Annotated in this window: 15 protein-coding genes; 11 read left to right on the forward strand and 4 right to left on the reverse strand. The window is 62.0% G+C overall.

The annotated features are described in order from the left end of the window. Window positions 1–157 precede the first annotated feature (157 nt). The 3 genes from I2G20_RS17535 to I2G20_RS11010 all read left to right on the forward strand — a co-directional run bounded on the left by I2G20_RS17535 (window position 158) and on the right by I2G20_RS11010 (window position 7,430). Entirely contained in the window at window positions 158–1,042 is an 885-nt protein-coding gene (locus I2G20_RS17535) for a transglycosylase SLT domain-containing protein (protein ID WP_196259769.1), read from the forward strand. A gap of 137 nt (window positions 1,043–1,179) precedes the next feature. After that, window positions 1,180–3,090 carry an autotransporter assembly complex protein TamA gene (locus tag I2G20_RS11005; RefSeq protein ID WP_196259770.1) on the forward strand — a complete coding sequence of 637 codons (1,911 nt, stop codon included), beginning with the start codon at window positions 1,180–1,182 and terminating at the stop codon, window positions 3,088–3,090. Beyond that, complete coding sequence (locus tag I2G20_RS11010; RefSeq protein WP_196259771.1) at window positions 3,087–7,430, forward strand: translocation/assembly module TamB domain-containing protein; 4,344 nt, start codon at window positions 3,087–3,089, stop codon at window positions 7,428–7,430. The genes I2G20_RS11005 and I2G20_RS11010 overlap by 4 nt, the downstream gene beginning before the upstream one ends. Window positions 7,431–7,627: 197 nt before the next feature. On the opposite strand, the gene I2G20_RS11015 is transcribed toward I2G20_RS11010, so the two are convergent. The 3 genes from I2G20_RS11015 to I2G20_RS11025 are packed head-to-tail and all read right to left on the reverse strand — an operon-like array spanning window position 7,628 to window position 9,792. Further along, window positions 7,628–8,503, reverse strand: a complete 876-nt coding sequence (locus I2G20_RS11015; protein ID WP_196259772.1) for an amidohydrolase family protein — start codon at window positions 8,501–8,503, stop codon at window positions 7,628–7,630. Between the two features lie 29 nt (window positions 8,504–8,532). Next, the gene (locus tag I2G20_RS11020) at window positions 8,533–8,982 is read right to left on the reverse strand and encodes a MarR family winged helix-turn-helix transcriptional regulator (protein WP_196259773.1); all 450 of its coding nucleotides are present in this window, start codon (window positions 8,980–8,982) and stop codon (window positions 8,533–8,535) included. A gap of 15 nt (window positions 8,983–8,997) precedes the next feature. Then, window positions 8,998–9,792: a crotonase/enoyl-CoA hydratase family protein gene (locus I2G20_RS11025; protein WP_196259774.1), complete on the reverse strand. Its 795-nt coding sequence runs from the start codon at window positions 9,790–9,792 to the stop codon at window positions 8,998–9,000. Between the two features lie 91 nt (window positions 9,793–9,883). Here I2G20_RS11025 and I2G20_RS11030 point away from each other — a divergent pair, with 91 nt between their 5' ends. From I2G20_RS11030 to I2G20_RS11065, 8 genes are all read left to right on the forward strand, one after another. Then, window positions 9,884–11,734: a feruloyl-CoA synthase gene (locus I2G20_RS11030; RefSeq protein ID WP_343070332.1), complete on the forward strand. Its 1,851-nt coding sequence runs from the start codon at window positions 9,884–9,886 to the stop codon at window positions 11,732–11,734. A 5-nt stretch (window positions 11,735–11,739) separates the two neighbouring features. Beyond that, window positions 11,740–12,501 (forward strand): SDR family NAD(P)-dependent oxidoreductase, encoded by a 762-nt coding sequence (locus I2G20_RS11035; RefSeq protein ID WP_196259775.1) that lies wholly within the window; start codon window positions 11,740–11,742, stop codon window positions 12,499–12,501. A gap of 3 nt (window positions 12,502–12,504) precedes the next feature. Next, window positions 12,505–14,088, forward strand: coding sequence for an acyl-CoA dehydrogenase family protein (locus I2G20_RS11040; RefSeq protein WP_196259776.1), 1,584 nt, complete (start codon window positions 12,505–12,507; stop codon window positions 14,086–14,088). A 222-nt stretch (window positions 14,089–14,310) separates the two neighbouring features. Continuing rightward, window positions 14,311–14,802: a MarR family winged helix-turn-helix transcriptional regulator gene (locus I2G20_RS11045; RefSeq protein WP_196259777.1), complete on the forward strand. Its 492-nt coding sequence runs from the start codon at window positions 14,311–14,313 to the stop codon at window positions 14,800–14,802. Window positions 14,803–14,811: 9 nt separating this feature from the next. Next, window positions 14,812–15,681 carry an amidohydrolase family protein gene (locus I2G20_RS11050; protein WP_196259778.1) on the forward strand — a complete coding sequence of 290 codons (870 nt, stop codon included), beginning with the start codon at window positions 14,812–14,814 and terminating at the stop codon, window positions 15,679–15,681. Window positions 15,682–15,759: 78 nt separating this feature from the next. Continuing rightward, window positions 15,760–16,881, forward strand: a complete 1,122-nt coding sequence (locus I2G20_RS11055) for a C4-dicarboxylate TRAP transporter substrate-binding protein (protein ID WP_196259779.1) — start codon at window positions 15,760–15,762, stop codon at window positions 16,879–16,881. A gap of 66 nt (window positions 16,882–16,947) precedes the next feature. Further along, on the forward strand, window positions 16,948–17,448 hold the full coding sequence (locus tag I2G20_RS11060; RefSeq protein ID WP_196259780.1) for a TRAP transporter small permease: 501 nt from the start codon (window positions 16,948–16,950) through the stop codon (window positions 17,446–17,448). Next, window positions 17,445–18,749, forward strand: a complete 1,305-nt coding sequence (locus I2G20_RS11065) for a TRAP transporter large permease (protein ID WP_196259781.1) — start codon at window positions 17,445–17,447, stop codon at window positions 18,747–18,749. The genes I2G20_RS11060 and I2G20_RS11065 overlap by 4 nt, the downstream gene beginning before the upstream one ends. Here the strand turns inward: I2G20_RS11065 and pcaQ are convergent. Further along, window positions 18,746–19,669: a pca operon transcription factor PcaQ gene (pcaQ, locus tag I2G20_RS11070; protein ID WP_196259782.1), complete on the reverse strand. Its 924-nt coding sequence runs from the start codon at window positions 19,667–19,669 to the stop codon at window positions 18,746–18,748. The two genes, I2G20_RS11065 and pcaQ, sit on opposite strands and share 4 nt — an antisense overlap. Between the last annotated feature and the right edge of the window lie 21 nt (window positions 19,670–19,690).

Raw genomic sequence — 19,690 nt, forward strand, 5'->3', positions numbered from 1 at the left:
GGGTTGAGCATAGGGCGCAAATAGATCATTTTTCCCGCAAAGGGAAATTGCCCTTATATTGCCGCGAATTTGCCACACCTGTTCCCATTATGGGCGGAGATGTGATAGCTGCATCTGATACTGTTGCCTTTTGACGCTGCTGGGAGATGAACGAGGGATGCCGGCAAGAAAGCTGCTCGCGCTTGTTGTTGCTTTTCTCATCGGCTGTTCGGTCGTGCCCGCCAAAGCGGACGAACGCGCCTATATCGAACTGCTCATCCAGTATTATGCCCAACATTATGAGGTGCCGGTCGAGCTCGTGAGGCGCGTGGTCAACCGGGAATCGACGTTCAATCCCCGCGCCCGTAATGGGCCATATTGGGGCTTGATGCAGATTTTGCCGGCCACGGCCCGTACGATGGGCTTTACGGGCAAGCCGGAAGACCTGCTCGATCCGGAAACCAATCTTATCTATGGGGTAAAATACCTGCGCGGCGCCTATCTCGTTGCCGAAGGCAACCATGATCGGGCGGTTCAGCATTATGCGCGCGGCTACTATTATGCGGCGCGCGACAAGGGACTTCTCGAGCTTACCGGTCTGAGGCCGGGCCCTTCTTCACCCGCCGCGCCCCCGCCGCCGGCGCAAACCGCCATAGTGCCGACCCCGCCGGTCCCTCCCGAACGCATACCGCAATTCGAGCCGCCCGTCGTTGCGGCGGTGCTTCCTTCCCCCGCTGTCGAGCCCCCAGCGGCCAGCGCTGCTGCCGCGGAGGCGCCGATGGTCGTTGCGCTCGGTTTCCTGCCGCCGTCGCGGCCGATCGGATTGATCGAAGAGGCCGCGTCGAGCCCCGCCCTGGCCGCGATCGAGGCTGCCGACGCAACCGCGCCTCAACCTGCGCGGCCAGATCCCCATGATTCCCTCAACGCTTCGATCCTCATGGCTTCCGCCTATATGGCCAGCAATCCCGATCTTGGTCTCAGGCCCTCGGTCGACATCTTCGAAGGTACGTTCCTGATGCTCGAGGCCATTGGTGGCGTGCAGCCGGGCGAGGTGTTGCGCTGATGCATCGCCACACCTCATTTGGCCTTCTCCGGGTATTGAGTTAACTGCCCATGTGCTAGGCTTTTGCCTCAATTGCGAGCCGGTATCCCCTTGGCGCGCAAATCGACGGAATGGATTGAATTGATCGCGTACCAGCCGTGAAGCCATTTTTTGCCCATAAAGTTGCGGCGCTTGCCCTTCTCGCCGGTTTCCTTGCGCAGCCGGCGCTCGGGTTCGAATTGTTCGGCATACGCTTTTTCGGAGGCGATGAAGGTGCCGATGCGGAGGCCGTCATCGCCGACCCGCGCACCTATGTCCTGAGTTTTGAAACGGGAGCGGATGCCGAACTGGACTCTGCCCTGCGCGCCGCGTCGAGCCTCTGGGCCGATCAGGAGCGTCCCGCCTCGGGCGTGCCCGGTCTTTTGGCCAAGGCAAGGGGCGACTATGCCCGGCTCACCGCCGCGCTTTACAACCATGGATATTATGGCGGCGCTATCTCCATCCTTGTCGACGGACGCGAGGCCAGCGCCATCCCGCCCGATGCGCGAATTGGCGAACCTGCGACGATCTCGGTAAGGATCAATCCCGGGCGCCAGTTCATCTTTGGCCGGCTGGAGACCGCCAATCGCGCGCCGCTCGCCACCGACCCGGACGATTTTGTCGACGTGCCCGAAGAGCAAGGTTTTGCCCCCGGCCAGATCGCCAGGGCAACCGCCATTGCCCGTGCCGAACAATTGCTGGTTCAGGCTTGGCGGCAGCAGGGCTATCCCATGGCTGAGATCGGCGCGCGCAATGTGGTTGCCGATCATGCAACGGGCACTGTCGACGTCCGCATCAGCGTGGCCCCCGGGGGATATGCAACGATCGGACCCGTTTCGGTGCAGGGCACCGAAAACATGAACCCCGATTTCGTGGTGCGCCAGACCGGTCTGGTGCCGGGCGCCGAATACGACCCGGACGACATCGCCCTGGCGCGCGAGCGGTTGTCGCGGCTCGACGTTTTTCGTTCGTTGCGGATCGAAGCGGCCAGCGCCATCAACCCCGATACCTCCCTGCCCTTTACCGTGATCGTCCAGGAGCAACCCCTGCGCCGCTTCGGTGTCGGTGCGACGCTCTCCACCATCGATGGCCTTGGCGTTGAGGGGTTCTGGCTGCACCGAAACCTTTTCGGCGAGGCCGAACGCCTCAGGCTCGACGCAAGGATCGCGGGAATCGGCTGGCCGGTTGATACGGCAGAGTTCGACTATGCCTTTGGGGGGACGTTCACAAAGCCCGGCATCCTGACGCCCGACACGGACTTCATCGGGACGATGGCCGCTCAACGCCTTGTCCTGCCTCTCTATACCGAAACCTCCGTCAGTGGACGGATCGGGCTCAACCACCTTTTTACCGATACGATCAGCGCCGAGGGCGGATTGCAGGTCAAGCACTCGTTGTTCGAGGACGATCTGACCTTCGGGAACCGCAACTTTACAATGGTTGGCGCCTATGGCGCGGCCACGTTCGACAACCGCGACTCCCAGCTCGATCCAACCGGCGGCTTTTATCTCGCGGGGACGCTCGACCCGGTTTACGAGTTCGAATATCAAAACGCCATTATCCGCGCGACGGCCGAGGCGCGCACCTATCTGGCGTTTGGGCCGGAGTCCAATTTCGTCTTGGCGGGACGTGTCCGCGCCGGAGCGCTGGGCGGGCCCTCGCTTGCGGAAATCCCACCCGACATGCTGTTCTTTGCTGGCGGCGGGGGGTCGGTGCGCGGCTACGGCTTCCGGTCCATTGGTGTGGATGACGGCATGGGCGGCGTCACCGGAGGCCGCTACCTTCTCGAAGCATCGATCGAGGGGCGAGTACGGTTCAACGAGGAATGGGGGGCGGTCGGGTTTGTCGATGGCGGCTATGTCGCCGCGGATACCTTCCCTGGCCTCGATCAGCTCAGGCTGGGTGCAGGCGTCGGCGTCCGGTATTATACCGTACTCGGCCCGCTCCGGCTCGATGTCGCCATACCGCTCAACAAGCGGCCCGGCGATCCCGATTACGCGCTTTACGTTGGCATAGGACAGGCGTTTTGAAACAGCTCGCTGCCCTTTGCTGCGCTGGCACCCTGATGCTGGCCCCCACGCCGGCCTTGACGCAAGTGACCGGCGAGACGCTTATGGAAACGCTTGCGCGTGCGGCAGCCCTCGATGAGGAGGAGCAGCGCTCGGGGCTTGTCTCTTTTGTCGAGAACCAGATTTCGACGCCCGACCGCCAGATCAGGCTGACCAATATCGAGGGTGCGCTGTCCTCGGACGCTTCCATCGGGCAGATCACCATCTCGGATACCGAAGGGATCTGGCTCATCGTCGAGAATGCGGCGATCAGCTGGAATCAGGGTGCGCTCCTGTTCGGGCGGCTCGAAATCCGCTCGCTTTCCGCCGACTCCATCACCTATGTGCGCAATCCGGTTGTTACCGAAGAGCCGGGGCTCCCCACCCCCGAAGCGGGTGGATTTGCCGTGCCGGAGTTTCCGGTGGCCGTCATTCTCGAAAGCCTTTCAGTACCGCAGGTGATATTCGGAGAGCAGGTTTTCGGGCTGGGGTCGGAAATCTCCATCGCGGGGTCGATGACACTGGTGGATGGGGCAATCGATGCCGACCTCGACATCGTGCGTCTTGACGGGCCTGGGGGCACGCTGAACCTCGATCTCAACTATTCGAACGAGACGCGCGAGATTGATCTTACCCTCGAACTGGTCGAACCCGAAAACGGTATCGTCGCCAATCTGCTCAATATCGAGGGCAGGCCCGAGATCGCCCTCGGGATCTCGGGCTCGGGCAGCATCGACAACCTCAACGTAGCCCTTTCGCTCGACGCCGATAGTCGGCGGATTCTCACAGGATCGGGCTTTTTGAACCAGGGCGCGGAGGGTCTCCGCGTTCAGGCCGATCTCCAGGGGCCGATTGCCGATATCCTGCCCGCGGCCTATCGCGACTTTTTCGGAGAGCGCTCGGCACTTTCATTCGATGCCCTGTTGAGGGACGAAGGCGGGCTCCAACTTTCCCAGCTAAGCCTTTCGGGCGGGCAGCTTTCCCTGCTTGCCAGCGGCGAAACCACCCGGGACTGGTTCCTGCGGCGTCTCGATGTGACCGGCGAGATAGGGGCTGCTGACGGAACCGCGGTCATTCTTCCCGTGCCCGGCGCTTCCACGCGCATCGACCGGGCGCGGTTCGAGGTGGACTACGGAGAGAACGGTACGACCGACTGGACCGGGACGTTGCAGGTGCTTGGCCTGACAACACCCGATTTCGCGGCACAGCATTTCTCGCTTAACGCCGAAGGGGTTGCTGCAAATCTCGATGATGCCGGATCGCGCCGCGTCACGTTCAATATAGACGGGCTGGCAGAGGGCATCACCGCGCGTTCAGAGGAGATCGCCGAGGTTCTAGGACCGCGCCTCGGCTTCGGTGCGGCGGGGCTTTGGCAGGCTGGCGACCCGATAACGCTTGCGCAGTTGCGGTTGACCGGCCGGGCCTTGCTGCTCGAGATGGCAGGGATTATCGACGACGGGGTGTTCGAAGGCGACATCGCACTCAACGCCGAGTCTCTCTCGCCTTTTTCCGGGTTGGCCGGGCGTGATCTCTCCGGAGCCATTTCCCTAAACGCGACCGGCTCCATTTCTCCGACCATCGGCGGTTTCGACCTGGTGCTGGATGGCACGGCGACGGACCTTTCCCTTGACGATCCGATTGCCGATGCGCTGATCGCTGGTCAGGCGCAGATTTCGGGCAGGGTCGCGCGGACGGAAGCGGGCATAGAGGCGCAAGGGTTTTCGCTCGTGACGCCAGAAGTGTCTGTCACGGCCGATGGCACCTTCGCCAGCCTTGCCGCCGATTTCCGGTTCGAGGCCGTTCTTGATGACCTGGCAAGCCTCGCGCCTGATGCCAGGGGTCGGTTGAGCGTTAGCGGTACTGCACGGGGCGAAGATGGGCTTCTCGATCTCGAGCTCGTGGCCACGGTACCGGAAGGCTCGCTAGCGGGCCGGACGTTGCGCGACGGGCGGCTGGGCTTTGAAGGGACCAGTGTCGATGGCCGACTGGCCGGACGTCTTAGTGGAACGGCCTTCCTCGATGGATTCCGCGTGAGCCTCGCCTCCGGCATCGACTCCAACGCCGAGCGGCTGATCGTTTCCGATCTCGTTTTCACCGCACCCGGTGCCGAGATTGCCGGGGATCTCACACGGCTCGCTTCCGGCCTGCTTGAGGGCCGCTTGCAACTCGATGCAACCAATATCGAAACGGCCGCCGCGCTGGCCACCGTCCGGGCACAGGGCGCGGCTCAGGCCGATATCCGACTGACGCATAATGAAGGTGTCCAGTCTGCAGTCGCCAGCGCCCAACTCGAGAACTTCGTTTTTGACGACATCTCGGTGCGGTCGGGACAGCTCCAGGCGACAATCCTAGATCTCTTCGGTGTGCCCACGATCGAAGGCAATCTGGAGGCTCAGGACGCCTCTGTGGCGGAGATCGATATCGAATCCATTCAGCTCACTGCCGATGCTGTCGGGCGGAACACGCAGTTTTCCGGTACCGCGCGACTGGCGGGCAATACCGATGTTGCGCTGGCCGGTTCCCTCGCGCCGGTTGACGATGGATATCGTGTCGCTCTCGACACGTTTTCCATCTCGCAGGCCCAGCTCTCCGCACGTCTCGCCGCTCCGACCGAGCTTGTCGTTTCAGGCGATGTGGTACAGTTTTCCGGCGTCGACTTGGCGGTAGGGTCGGGACGCATAGTGGCAACGGGCAGTGCAGGTCAGGCTCTCGACATAGCGCTGACGATTTCCGCCTTGCCGCTCGACATCGCCAACACCATAGCGCCTGAACTGGGACTGTCGGGGACGCTCGATGGGACCGCACAGATATCGGGGACGCCGAGCGATCCGCGCGCGACCTTCAGCCTTGCCGGAAGCGGGCTGCGCGCCGCCGCAATCGCCGATTTCGGTATCGCGCCATTGAGCCTTTCGGCGGAAGGCAGTTTCGCCAACAATCAGGTCACGCTTTCTGCCGCCCGCGTGACGGGTGCGCAAGGATTGGGCGCCACGTTGCAGGGGAACATTCCGCTCGATGGCAACGGGCTCGATGTCGCCCTCAATGGATCGATCCCACTTTCCCTGCTCAACCCCTTCGTTGCCGAGACCGGTGCACAGGCCATCGGGACGGCCAATCTCGACGCCCGCATAACCGGCAGCCTGGATGCCCCGCAATTTGCCGGTTCGCTGTCAATTGCCGGTGCGGAATATATCGATCCTGGGCTCGCCCTGAGGCTTCAGAACATTGCGGTAAATGCTTCGCTTTCGGCCAATGCCATCACCATCAATTCCGCTTCCGCCCAGCTCGCCACCGGTGGCGCGGTTTCCGCAACGGGAACGGTTGGACTGGATGCGAACTTCACGTCCAATGTCCAGATATCGCTCGATAATGCGCGTTATGCCGACGGGAATCTCGTTGTCGCGACGCTCAACGGCAATCTCAACTTTTCGGGGCCGCTCATCAATGGAGGCCTGCTTTCGGGCAATGTCGCGGTGGCGCGCGCCGATATCACCATTCCCGAAGGGATGCGCCCCGACAGCCCGCTCATTGCCGTCGACCACCGCAACGCACCACCTCACGTGTTGCAGACGCTTGCACGCGCTCGGGTCGACGAGCGCGCCGTGGGCGGCGTGGCCGCGCCAGTTCCCCTGGCCCTCGACGTCACGATTTCTGCACCAAATCAGGTATTCCTGCGCGGGCGCGGACTCGATGCCGAAGTCGGCGGCCAGGTGAGGGTGACGGGCAACGTCAATGCCATCGAGCCGGTGGGCGGATTCGAGCTGATCAGGGGCCGGCTGACGATCCTGGGCCAGCGTATCGATTTCGAAAGCGGCATGGTTACACTCATGGGGGACCTCGACCCCTTCATCGATCTGGTTGCGCGCACCGAAGGCGAAGGGATCACGGTATTTGTCACCGTCTCGGGCCGTGCTTCCGCGCCTGAGATTTCCTTTACCTCCCAGCCGATGCTGCCCGAGGACGAGGTTCTGGCGCGGCTTCTCTTCAATCGCAGCGTAGGCCAACTCACCCCGCTACAACTGGCAAGACTGGCTGCCACAGCCGCAGAGCTTGCAGGTGTCGGCGGCAACACATCTCTGCTTGACGGCTTGCGTCAGGCGGCGGGTCTCGACGATCTCGACATCATTACCGACGCCGAAGGTCAGGCAGGGATACGCGCGGGCCGCTATCTCGACGACAATATCTATCTCGGCGTCGAGACGGGTGCAGGGGGTCAGAGCCGTGTGACGATCGACCTCGATATCACCGATTCTCTTCGCGCGCGCGGAGCCACGGGCACGGATGGAGACTCCTCGATCGGCATCTTCTACGAGCAGGATTACTGACGCGACGGGAACAATTCGTTTCCGACGAACTTACTCTCCCAGGTCATCAACCGCCGCGCACTGCCTTGGAAACAGGGGCATCTCGGCCAATAAAGGGAGTTAATTCCTCATGTTCCGTGGACTTTTGCTCTGGATGATCGGAATTCCGATCCCCATCATCATTCTGCTCTGGATCTTCTTCTTCTGATCGCCTGCGATCAAAGCTTCAGGAGCTTGCGCGCATTGTCCTTGAGGATAAGCGGGCGTACTTCATCCTTGATCTCGATATTGGCAAAATCGGCAAGCCAGCGGTCCGGCGTGATCGCTGGCCAGTCCGACCCGAACAGCATCTTGTGCTTCAAAATCGAATTGGCGTAGCGCACGAGGATGGGCGGGAAGTATTTCGGGGACCAGCCGGACATGTCGATATAGATGTTGGGTTTGTGGGTCGCCACGGACAACGCCTCGTCCTGCCAGGGGAAAGACGGGTGGGCGAGAATGATGGGCATGTCCGGAAAGTCGACGGCGACATCGTCGAGATACATGGGGTTTGAATATTTGAGCTTCATACCCATGCCGCCATGCATGCCCGCACCGACCCCGGTCTGCCCGGTGTGGAACAGGGCAATCGCCCCTTCTTCGGCGATTGCCTCGTAAAGCACGTAAGCCGAACGGTCGTTGGGGTAAAAGCCCTGCATGGTAGGGTGGAACTTGAAGCCCTTTACACCAAACTCACGCACCAGCCGCCGCGCCTCACGTGCCCCGAGCCTGCCCTTGGCTGGATCGATGGACGCGAAAGGGATCATGATGTCGGCGTTCCGCGCCGCGATCTCTGCGACTTCCTCGTTCTTGTAACGGCGGAAGCCGGTCTCGCGCTCGGCATCGACCGGAAAAATCACACAGCCGATCTTGCGTTCGCGGTAGTAATCGGCGGTCTGCTGCACGGACGGCAACATACCCTCCGCGCCACCCGGATTTTTGAAATACTTTGCCATGCCGGCCTGGAAGACGTCGTAGCCATCGTCACGCGTTCCGCAGCAGGGCTCCTCGGCATGGGTATGGATGTCGATGGCAATGAGGTCATCGATGTTCATTGCAGAATCTCCCGGGTTTATGGGCGCCGTCAGGCGAGTCCCAGAAACTTGCGCAGAAGCGCGTTCAATTGCTCAACTTCCATCGCGGTGAGCGGGTTGCCGATCCGACTTTCGAAATCGAAGAACCACGCCTCGGCAGTCCTGATCTGCTTTTCAGCATCCACCGACAGCGTCAATTCCACAGCGCGGCGATCGTCTTCGGGAATGCGACGCGTGACCAGACCACGATCCTCCAGCGATCGTACGAGCTTGGTCATATGCGCACGCTTGATCATCAACTGTTGGCCCAGCGCGCTCTGGCGAATGCCGGGATTGTGCAGGATAACCCATAGCACGGTGAACTCGCCGGGCTTGAACTGTCCGGCTCCGCTTTCCTCGAAGAACCGCGCCTGGGTCTTGAGTTGGGCGAGGCGCAGCAGAAAACCGAGCGCGCTGTCGAGCCGCCCCAGATCAACCGCTGCGTGCGGACGGGTTCCCATCGGTGCAATGGCGCCTTATGCCGAACCAGGCGCCTTGAGGCGCGCAGCACGTTTTTCCAGGAACGCATTGAGGCGTTCTTCGGCCTCCGGGCTCGTAGCGGTGAACGAGGCGATAAAGGATTCCACGAACAGTCCGTCCTCCTTGGCCATGTCCTGGATGCGCGGCAGGGCGTTTATGACCGCATAATTAGAGATCTCGGCATTGCTGGCGGCGGCTTCAGCAAGCGCGTGAGCTTTGCTCAGCGCACTTCCTTTTTCGACGACATATTGCACGACGTTCCAACGTTCGCCTTCCTCGGCCGAGGCCACGCGTCCGGTGAGCATCATGTCGGTCATGCGCGCAACGCCCACCAGCCGGGCAACGCGCACCGAACCACCACCGCCCACGAAGATACCGCGCTGGCCTTCGGGCAGCGCGAAGAATGCGGTCTTGTCGGCGACACGGATATGGGTGGATGCGGCAAGCTCCAGACCGCCGCCGACGACGGCGCCGTGCAGAGCGGAAATCCAGGGTATGGTGCCGTGCTCGATGTTTGAGAACACCGCGTGCCAGCGCCGCGAACCATGGACGCCCTCGATGGGGGATTTCTTGACATGCTCGGCAAGGTCGAGCCCGGCGCAGAAATGATCGCCATGGCCGAAGAGCACGGCAGCCTTGGCTTCCGCCTGTGCCCGCGCGACCACGACGGCAATTTCCTCGACGAACCGGTCGCTGATCGCATTGCGCTTCTGGGGCCGGTTCAGTCCGATATGTGCAACGTTTCCCTTGAGTTCGTAGGTGACGAATTCGGCCGCGTTATCGCCCGCCATATCGTGGTTCTCCTCACCGATAGTTTTTGATCGTTTACATGTAGATTGTTTCCTTGTAAACGAAATTCGGGATTATGTGGTGGAGGAACTCGTGACCCAGAAGCCGATGCGCGATGTGAAACTCTGGTCTCCTTTGGTGCTCTGGGAGAACCGTGCCAATGGCGAAATCATCGTTTGGCGCGAGGACCCGCTCGGTCCTTATCCCGCAAAGCTCAACGAGCGTTTTGTCCACTGGGCCAATGCGGCGCCGGAGCGGGTCTGGATTGCAGATCGCCGTGATACTGGCCCCTGGCGGGAAGTGACCTATGCCGAAGGGCTCGCCAAGGTGCGCGCCATCGGCCAGTTCCTGCTCAGTCTTGGCCTGTCGCCGGAACGGCCGCTGGTCATCCTTTCGGAAAACTCGATCGAACATGCCTTGATGGCGCTCGGCGCCCAACATGTGGGTATTCCATCTGCTGCCCTTGCTCCGGCCTATTCAACGGTCTCGACGGACTTTTCCAAGCTTCGCGATATCGCGGGGCAGATTACCCCCGGCTTGGTCTTTGCAGATGATGGCAATGCATTCCGCAACGCGGTTGATTCCGGCTTTGGTGCCGAGGTCCCCTTCGCGGTGCTCGACAACGCGCCCTCCGGCCGCGCCAATACGTTCCGCTTCGCCGATATCGTCGCGACCGAACCGACCGAAGACGTAGACAAGGCATTTGCAACGGTCGGGCCAGATACGGTCGCCAAATTCCTCTTTACCTCTGGCACCACGGGCTCGCCCAAGGCGGTAATCCAGACCCAGCGCATGCTATGCGCCAACCAGGAAATGGTGGCCGATTGCTACGCCTATTTTCGTGACGAACCCCCCGTCCTTGTCGACTGGTCGCCCTGGAACCATACGGCGAGCGGCAACAAGGTGTTCAACATCGCCATCTATAATGGGGGCTCCTATTATATCGACCGGGGCAAGCCCACCCCAGCACTGATCGGCCGGACGCTGGCCGCGCTGCGGGAAATCTCGCCCACCTGGTATTTCAATGTTCCCGCGGGCTACGAGATGCTCGTCAATGCCATGCGCGAGGACGACACGCTGCGCGAGACGTTCTTTAAAAACCTCAAGATGATGATATATGCAGGGGCTGGCATGGCCCAGCACACATGGGATGCGCTCAACGAACTGGCGGTCGAGACGACAGGCGGACGCGTTCCGATGGGTACGGGGCTCGGCTCGACGGAAACCGGTCCCTTTGCCCTTTTCTGCACCGAGCCTCAAGAACAGGCGGGCAATGTCGGCATCCCGGCGCAAGGGGTGACGCTCAAGCTCGTACCGGCCGATGGGAAATACGAGTTGCGGCTCAAGGGCCCCAATATCACCCCCGGCTACTGGCGTAACGAGAAACTGACGACGGAAGCCTTCGATGAGGAAGGCTTTTACCGGATCGGGGATGCCGTCAAATTCGCCGTTCCGGGCGATCCTTCCAAGGGCTTTTATTTCGATGGCCGCACGGCCGAGAACTTCAAGCTCCAGACCGGAACCTGGGTTGCCGTAGGCGACCTCCGCGCAAAGCTCGTCAACCAGTTCGGCGGGCTTATCCGCGATGCAGTCATTACCGGCGAAAATCAGGCCGAACTCGGCGCTCTCGTCGTGCCCGTTCTCCCGGCACTCAAAGCGCTCGTTCCCGATGGCGGCAACCTTTCGGAGGCCGAGATTTTTGACCACGTGAACGTCCGGGCAGCGTTGGCGGAAAAACTCGCCGCACACCAGGCACAGGCGACCGGCTCGGCCTCGCGCATCAAGCGCCTGATGATCCTTGCCGATCCGCTGCGTTTCGAAAAAGGCGAGGTTACCGACAAGGGCTCGATCAACCAGCGCGCCGTGTTGCGGCATCGCGGCGATCTGGTCGATGCACTTTATGGCGGCGATCCCCGCGTCATCACCGCACTGAAAAAGTGGTGAAACCCATGAAGATCGAAGGCTCGAGCGCATTGGTGACCGGCGGCGGATCGGGGCTTGGCGAAGCCACCGCGACACTACTCGCCGAACGCGGCGCGATCGTTCACGTCTTTGACCGTAACGCCGAAGCGGCCCAGAGGGTCGCCGCAGAAATTGGTGGGGTTGCCGTTTCCGGCGACGTGACCAGCGAAGCCGATGCGGCGGCGGCGCTCGATAGGGCGAACGAGGCAGGCGACGGCTTGCGCATCCTCGTCAATTGCGCCGGGATCGGGACGGCAGGACGCATTCTCGGGCGCGAGGGCCCGATGCCCCTTTCGACGTTCGAAATGGTGATCCGTGTCAATCTCATCGGCACGTTCAACATGATGCGGCTGGCCGCCGAGCGCATGGCGGCGCTTCCCGAACGGGAGGACAAGGCGCGCGGGGTGATTGTCAACACCGCGTCGGTCGCCGCCTTCGAGGGGCAGATCGGACAGGCCGCCTATTCAGCCTCCAAGGGCGGCATCGTTTCCATGGCCCTGCCGGCGGCGCGTGAATTCTCGCGCTCTGGAATCCGCGTCAACACCATCGCACCCGGCATCTTCTTTACCCCCCTTCTGCATACCTTGCCCCAGGAGGCGCAGGAGAGCCTAGCCGCGGCCATCCCCTACCCTTCACGGCTGGGCGATCCGGCTGAATTTGCCGACGCTGTGCGGTTTGCCATCGAGAACCGGTATCTCAATGGCGAGGTGATCCGGCTCGATGGCGCCATTCGTATGCAGCCCAAATAGCCGATGTCCTATAAAGACCAAGTCGCGCGCACGCTCGTTATCCTCGCCCGCACACCCGGCTGGCAGACGCTCAAATCGCTCAGCCCCGATTGCGACGATGAAACGGTGCAGGCGATCCTCGAGGCGGCAGCCGACTTTGCCGAAGGTGTGCTGGCGCCCCTCGATCCCGTCGGCGACAAGATCGGCGCGCACTATGCCGATGGGCGGGTGTCGCTTCCCGAGGGTTTTGCCGAAGCTTTCAAACAGTTCGCAGAATCGGGCTGGCTCGGTATGGATGTTATCGGGACATACGGGGGACAAGCCCTGCCCCTGACGGTACAAGCCGCGGCTTTCCCGCTCTTTGACCGCGCCTGCACTTCGCTGATGATGGCGGCAACCTCAACGCGCGCCGCTGCGCATCTTCTCTCCGAAGCGGCCGACCCGGCAACAGCGTCTGAATGGGTTCCCAACCTCGTTTCAGGACAGTGGGCGGCCAACATCTGCATTTCCGAACCCGACGCCGGTTCGGATGTCGGGCGGTTGCGCACGCGGGCTGAGGCGCGCGGGGACGAATGGATCGTTAACGGCAACAAGATCTGGATTTCGTTCGGCGATCACGATCTTGCCGAGCGCATCGGCCATTGCGTTCTCGCCCGCACTAACGAAAAACCGGGGACGCGCGGGATAAGCCTGTTCCTTGTGCCCAATATGATCGATGGCGCATCCAACGGAGTCGTCATCGAGCGGATCGAGGAAAAGCTCGGGCTGCACGCCTCGCCCACCTGCGCGATGCGGTTCGAGGAGGCGAAGGCGGTCCTTCTCGGCGAAGAAGGGCGCGGGTTGCCGGAGCTTTTCGCCATGATCGAGTTGATGCGGCTGGCGACCGGCTGCCAGGGGCTCGGGCTGGCCTCCGCTGCCGCAGATATCGCCGAAGCCTATGCTGCCGAGCGCCGACAGGGCGGCGCGCCGGACCAGCCGCCGGTTACCATTGACCAGCACCCGGATGTCAGGCGCCAACTTGATGAAATCCGCGCGAGCACCGAAATCCTGCGCGCGGCTGTACTCGAACTTGCCACGGCTATGGATATCGCACGGATTACGGGTGATGCAGCGTTGGCGGATTACACCGGCTGGATGCTGCCGCTCATCAAGAATTTTGGCGCAGAGGCAGGATTTGACGTACCCAACCGCGCGATACAGATTCTGGGTGGCGCGGGATATACGCAGGAATGGCCACTCGAGCGGCATCTGCGCGATGCGCGCGTGTTTTCAATCTACGAAGGCACTACGGGGATGCAGGCGCTCGACTTCCTGACCCGGCGCCTCTGGCGCGATGAGGGCAAGGGCCTGAGTGTGTTTATGGACCGCGCGCGCCAGGAAGCCGGAGAGTCGCCAGCCCTCCTTGCCCTGCTCGATGAGTTCGAGGCCCTGGGTACGCATATGCGCGCAATGCAAGCCGACACCGACGCCGCACTTTACCGTGCCGATGCCTATATGCGCGCTGCGTGGATGGCGGTGTCGGCAGCGCTCGCCTACCGCATTGGCGACACCGACGCCCTACCCCGGCTTTCGGCGCGCTTTGCCTATCACGCTGCCTGCTGCGCCTGAACCATCGCCCAGTCCCTGGGTTTCGGCATCGTATTCTCCCTTTTACTCCCCATCTCGTGCACGGGCCGTGACTCGACCGGCGCTCGCGAAGACGTGGGCACGGCGTGCGCGACCGTTTTTTGGCGCTTGACGCCGTGCGTCAGAGATAGTTTATTTTTGAACAATTCAGAAATGAACTAATAAGCCGGCATACCGGCCTGACGAGGGAGGAACGCACAGCCGATGGCTGGAGCACGCAAGCCTGCGGCACTTGAGGAACCCGGCCTGGAACAGGTCGGCCTTGGCGCGCTCGAACACTCGGCCGGCCTGATGCTGCGCATTGCCCAGCTCACCGCCTTCGAGCGCTTCTTTGCCTTGTTCGGGGAAAGCGAGATCAAGATCTCGGAGTTCACCGTCCTCATGGCTGTGGCCGAAAACCCCGGCATCCGCCAGGGCGTGCTCGCCGATGTGCTCAAGATCAAGTGGTCCAACATGACCAAGCTCGTGCGCACGCTTGAAGAACGTGGCCTAGTGGCGCGTCATGTGCCGCGCCATGACCGGCGTTCGGTCGTGCTGAGTCCCACCGACGAGGGCCGCCGCCAGATCGAAAAGTCGGGCGAGAAGATGTACCGGCTGGACCGCGAGGCGCTCTCGATGCTTACCGATGCCGAGCACGACCAACTCATCGCCCTTACCCGCAAGATCGCCGGCTGGCCGCCGATCAGCGAGCGTTGAGAGGTCACGATGATCAATTTCGACGACATCGTCGCCATCGATATTCATACCCACGCCGAGGAGCCGTGCGGAACCCATGCCGATGATGGTTATGACGATTTACAGGAGGCGATGGCCGACTATTTCCACTCGCCATTCAGGCACCCGCCCACCATACCCGAGACGGCAGCCTATTATCGCGAGCGCAAGATCGCGGCGGTGATCTTCCCCGTCGATGCCGAACGCGAGACCGGCTATCGGCGATATGCCAACGAGGAAATGGCGGAACTCGCTGCCGACCATTCCGATATCCTTATCCCTTTTGCCTCCATCGATCCGGCCAAGGGCAAGCTCGGCGCGCGCGAAGCACGGCGGCTGGTCGAGGATTTCGGTATCAGAGGGTTCAAGTTCCACCCCACCTATCAGGGCTTTTATCCCAATGACCGCGCGGCCTACGGGCTTTACGAGGTCATAGAGGAAGCCGGTGTGCCCGCCCTGTTCCACACCGGACAGACGGGGGTGGGCGCCGGAATGCATGGTGGGAACGGGATGCGACTCAAATATTCCAACCCGATGTATCTCGATGATGTGGCGGTGGATTTCCCAGATCTCAAGATCATCTTGGCCCATCCTTCCTTCCCATGGCAGGAGGAGGCGCTGGCCGTCGCGACCCACAAGCCCAACATCTATATCGACCTCTCCGGGTGGTCGCCGAAATACTTTCCGCCAATTCTCGTCCGCTACGCCAACAGCCTGCTCAAGGAGCGCGTGCTGTTCGGCTCGGACTGGCCCGCGATCATGCCCGACCGCTGGCTCGCCGATTTCGAAAAGCTAGACATCAAGCCTGAGGTCCGTTCGCTGATCCTCAAGGAAAACGCGATGAGGCTTCTCGGATCCTAACCAGAAGACCGCGGCAAGCGGCGATGGTTTCAATGTATCAGAAGCGGCCTGGATGGTCCAGGCCGCGGGAGGATGGAAATGAACACGTTTACCAAGCTTTTGGCCGCGGCCTCACTGGTCGCGCTCACCGTGGGCGCAGCCGAAGCGCGTACGCTGCGCCTCGCTTCCGGCGCACCCCCGGTGCACCCTGCAACGAGCCCGCTTTACGAGTCCTTTGCGGTGTTTCTGCCCGAGGAGACCAACGGCGAGCTTACGGGCGTGATGATCGGCCCCGAAGTCGTCTCGATCGGCGCGGTCAAAGACGCGCTGCAATCCTCGCTGGCCGAAGTTGGCAACCTTCTGCCGCTCTTTGTGCCTGCCGACATTCCCAACACCGCCTTGACGGGGGATCTGGCGTTTCTGGCCACGACACCCCACGCGATGGGCGCGGCGATGACCGAATATGTCGTCACCTGCGATGAGTGCCAGGCCGAATTCAAGGAGATGGGCGGGGTGTTCGTTGGCGCCGGTTCGTCGGATGTCTACGTGATCATCACCACCAAGCCGGTCAATTCTCTGGCCGACCTGCAGGGCCTGCGTCTGCGTTCAGGCGGCGCGCCCTATGCCCGCTGGGCCGAAACGCTCGGCGCTGCCCCGGCGCAGGTGCCGGTCAGCGACCAGTTCGAGGCCATGTCGCAAGGCGTGCTCGACGGCACGATGGCGTCGATTTCCGACCTCATTTCCTATCGGCTGGTTGACGTTGCCAAATATGTCATCGACGTGCCGCTCGGCACTTACCACACGACCTCGAACTTCACCGTGGCGAGCAACGTCTGGGCAGAACTGACGCCCGATCAGCGAGCCGGTTTTGCCCGCGCCGCCAACCGGGCCAGTGCACTCTTTACAGAGAACTGGGGTTATGAGCGGCCAGGCCAGGCGCGGCAGGTCGCGCTCGACAACGGGCTCGAGATCATCCCCGGACCGCAGGACATCATCGATGCGACCGAAGCGTTCCGTGCCGATGACATCGCGTCAGCGGTGCAAGTAGCCGAAACCCAGCTCGGGGTCAGCGATGCGGCGGCAAAGATCGCCCGCTTCCAGGAACTCGTCGACAAGTGGACGACCATTGTCGATGAGCTCGATGGCGATGTCGAAGCCATCACGGCCCGCGTCCAGGAAGAGATCTGGGACAAGGTGGACTGGAACACTTACGGTCTCTGAGCTAGCCGTCAGGCAGGGGGCCGGATAACGTCCGGCCCCCGCCGGTTCTTGCATGGGAGCGGCCATTTGCGACAAAGACTCGACAAGTTCATCTCGGCGATCGCCAGCGGCCTTGCATTGGTCGGCGCCGTGGCGATGATCGCCATGCTGCTGCACGTGACGGCCTATGTCGTTTCGCGGCACGTCCTGTCGCGACCGATTCCGGCGACCATCGAGATCGTTTCGAATTATTACATGCTCGGCCTCGCCTTCCTGCCCATCGCCTGGGCGGAGCGGCGCGGGGACATGATCCGCGTCGAAATCTTCGCCCACCTCTTTACCGGGCCGCTCGGCCGCATCAACCACGTCTTCGTGTCGTTGGTGACCTGCGCCGCCTATATCGCCCTCACCTACACCACATGGCTTGTGGCGATGCGCCATTTCGCGACCAAAAGCTTTGTCATTTCGCTTTCGATCGCGGTGCCGACTTGGCCGGCCTATTTCGTGCTGCCTGTTGGTTTTGCGCTTGCCGCGCTTGTCGCGCTTTATGGCGCCCTTTCTCCCCCGCTCGAAGGAAAGCCTGAATGAACCTGACCGTGGGTCTCGTTGGGCTCGGCGCCCTTTTTTTGCTGCTGGTGCTGCGGGTCCCCGTCGCCATTGCGATGATCGTCGTTTCGTTCGCGGGCGTCTGGTTCATGTTCGGCCTCCAGCCGGCCATCGGCATCATTGCCAATACACCGCATGAATTCATTGCGAGCTGGACGCTCTCTGCCGTCCCGATGTTCCTCTTGATGGGCTTTGTCGCCTATCATGGCGGGCTTACGACAGGCCTTTTCGATGCGGCAAAGATCGGGTTGCGCAAGGTGCCCGGCGGGCTTGGGGTCGCAGCGATTGTCGCCTGTTCGGGGTTTGCTTCGGTTTCGGGCTCATCGCTTGCCACAGCGGCTTCGCTGGGCCGCATTGCCATCCCCGAGATGGTCAAGGCCGGATACCGTCCAAGCTTCGCCACGGGTGCGCTTGCGGCCGGCGGCACCATCGGCGCGCTCATCCCGCCTTCGATCCTGATGATCATTTACGGCGTCTTTGCCGAAACCTCGGTGACGCGCGTCTTTGTGGCGGGGATATCGGTGGGGCTGCTGACGGCGCTGAGCTACATCATCGTGATCCTGCTGATCGCGACGTTCCGCAAGGACATCGTTCCCAGCCAGCCCATCGGTGTCGAGACACTCAAGGGGAGAGATGTTTTCCGCTCGGTCTGGCCATTGCTCGCCCTCATTGGTCTCGTGTTCGGTGGACTCTTTTCGGGCCAGTTCACGGCCACCGAAGCGGGAGCCATCGGAGCGGCGGGAGCCATCGTACTGGTCGCGATCACGGGAAAGCTTTCCTGGACCGTGTTCAGGCAGTCGGTCCTTGAAACGCTTTCGACCTGCGCTTCGCTGTTCATCATCGGGGTCGGCGCCGTGATGCTGACGCGATTCCTCGGTCTTTCGGGGGTCGCCGGGCTGATCAGCAGCGCGGTTGCAGGGTTCGAGCTCGGTTATTTCGAGCTCATGCTGATCATCGTTCTCATCTATCTGGTCCTCGGCATGTTCATGGAGCCGTTCGGCGCCATGCTGGTCACCCTTCCCGTCCTGCTGCCGGTGCTCAATGCACAGAATATCGACCTCATCTTCTTCGGCGTGTTTCTGGTCAAGCTGCTCGAGATCGGCATGATCACACCGCCGCTGGGCATGAACGTCTTCGTCATCAGGAACGTGGCGGGCAAATATGCGTCGCTTACAGACGTCTTCAAGGGCGTTACCATGTTCCTCGTTGCCGATCTGGTGCTTATTGCCATCTTGATCCTGTTCCCCGGCATCGCGCTCTTCCTGCCGAACCTGATGCGCTAGCGACCCTGTGCGGCGGTTCGCACCGCCGCCATCAGCGCGCCAGTCGAAAGATCGAATTCCGCGCCGGCCCGCGTGGTAATGCCGACGGCGCCGTGGCTGGCCGCCATATCCAGGGGAAGCGCTGCAAGATCGCCGCGTTCGAGATCGCCCGCGACGACCGATCGCGAGATGAACCAGACGGCATCGGTCAGGAGCGTATAGGCGCGCCCGAAAGAATTGGAGACCGTCTCGATTTCCTGGGGCAGCCGCCCCAGCCCCGATGCCACAAGCAGGGCCTCGACGGTTGGGCGGATGATCGCACCGCGCGGCGGCATAAGGGCGGGGAAACCACCGATCAGGCGCAGGTCGGGCTGGGAGGCCGACAGAAGGGGGTGGCCGGGTCGCACGACAAGTTGGAGCGTCTCGGAATAGAGATGCTCGAATACGAGCCCCGCCATGACGCCGGGATCGGGCATGCGTCCGACGACGAAATCGATGGCGCCGATGCGCAACAGGGCCAGCAGATGCGGACTCGGACCGCTTTCGATATGGACACGGCAGGCGAGCGGACCGGCCGAAAACGCCGCCACCGCCTGGGGGACGACCTCGACTTCAACGGTCGGCAATGCGCCGAGCCGGACGATAGCTTGGGTTCCCCGCGCAGGGCCGACAGCATCGATCCCCTGCCGCAGGGCGGAAATTGCAGCATTGGCATGGCGCAGGAACGTCTCGCCGAAACCGGTGAGCACGAGCTTGCGGCGCGCGCGGTCGAACAGCGCCACGCCAAGGATATCCTCAAGCTCGGCGAGCGATTTGGATATGGCCGGCTGGGTCAATCCAAGCGTCGCGGCGGCAGGAGCGACGCCATCCTGCCGGACGGTTTCGACGAAGGCAGCAAGATGGCGGAGCTTGATGCGCGGATCGATGATGGGCGACGACATCGGATGCCCCTGTTACATTCT

Source organism: Pelagibacterium limicola (assembly GCF_015694405.1).
Lineage (GTDB): Bacteria > Pseudomonadota > Alphaproteobacteria > Rhizobiales > Devosiaceae > Pelagibacterium > Pelagibacterium limicola.

Bases quoted from the DNA above. Each gene is read 5' to 3' on its own strand.
- I2G20_RS11040 (WP_196259776.1), top strand. From the start codon at position 12,505: ATGTCCTATAAAGACCAAGTCGCGCGCACGCTCGTTATCCTCGCCCGC.
- I2G20_RS11055 (WP_196259779.1), top strand. From the start codon at position 15,760: ATGAACACGTTTACCAAGCTTTTGGCCGCGGCCTCACTGGTCGCGCTC.
- I2G20_RS11035 (WP_196259775.1), top strand. From the start codon at position 11,740: ATGAAGATCGAAGGCTCGAGCGCATTGGTGACCGGCGGCGGATCGGGG.
- I2G20_RS11045 (WP_196259777.1), top strand. From the start codon at position 14,311: ATGGCTGGAGCACGCAAGCCTGCGGCACTTGAGGAACCCGGCCTGGAA.
- I2G20_RS11065 (WP_196259781.1), top strand. From the start codon at position 17,445: ATGAACCTGACCGTGGGTCTCGTTGGGCTCGGCGCCCTTTTTTTGCTG.
- I2G20_RS11050 (WP_196259778.1), top strand. From the start codon at position 14,812: ATGATCAATTTCGACGACATCGTCGCCATCGATATTCATACCCACGCC.
- I2G20_RS11025 (WP_196259774.1), bottom strand. From the start codon at position 9,792: ATGGCGGGCGATAACGCGGCCGAATTCGTCACCTACGAACTCAAGGGA.
- I2G20_RS11015 (WP_196259772.1), bottom strand. From the start codon at position 8,503: ATGAACATCGATGACCTCATTGCCATCGACATCCATACCCATGCCGAG.
- I2G20_RS11020 (WP_196259773.1), bottom strand. From the start codon at position 8,982: ATGGGAACCCGTCCGCACGCAGCGGTTGATCTGGGGCGGCTCGACAGC.
- pcaQ (WP_196259782.1), bottom strand. From the start codon at position 19,669: ATGTCGTCGCCCATCATCGATCCGCGCATCAAGCTCCGCCATCTTGCT.
- I2G20_RS17535 (WP_196259769.1), top strand. From the start codon at position 158: ATGCCGGCAAGAAAGCTGCTCGCGCTTGTTGTTGCTTTTCTCATCGGC.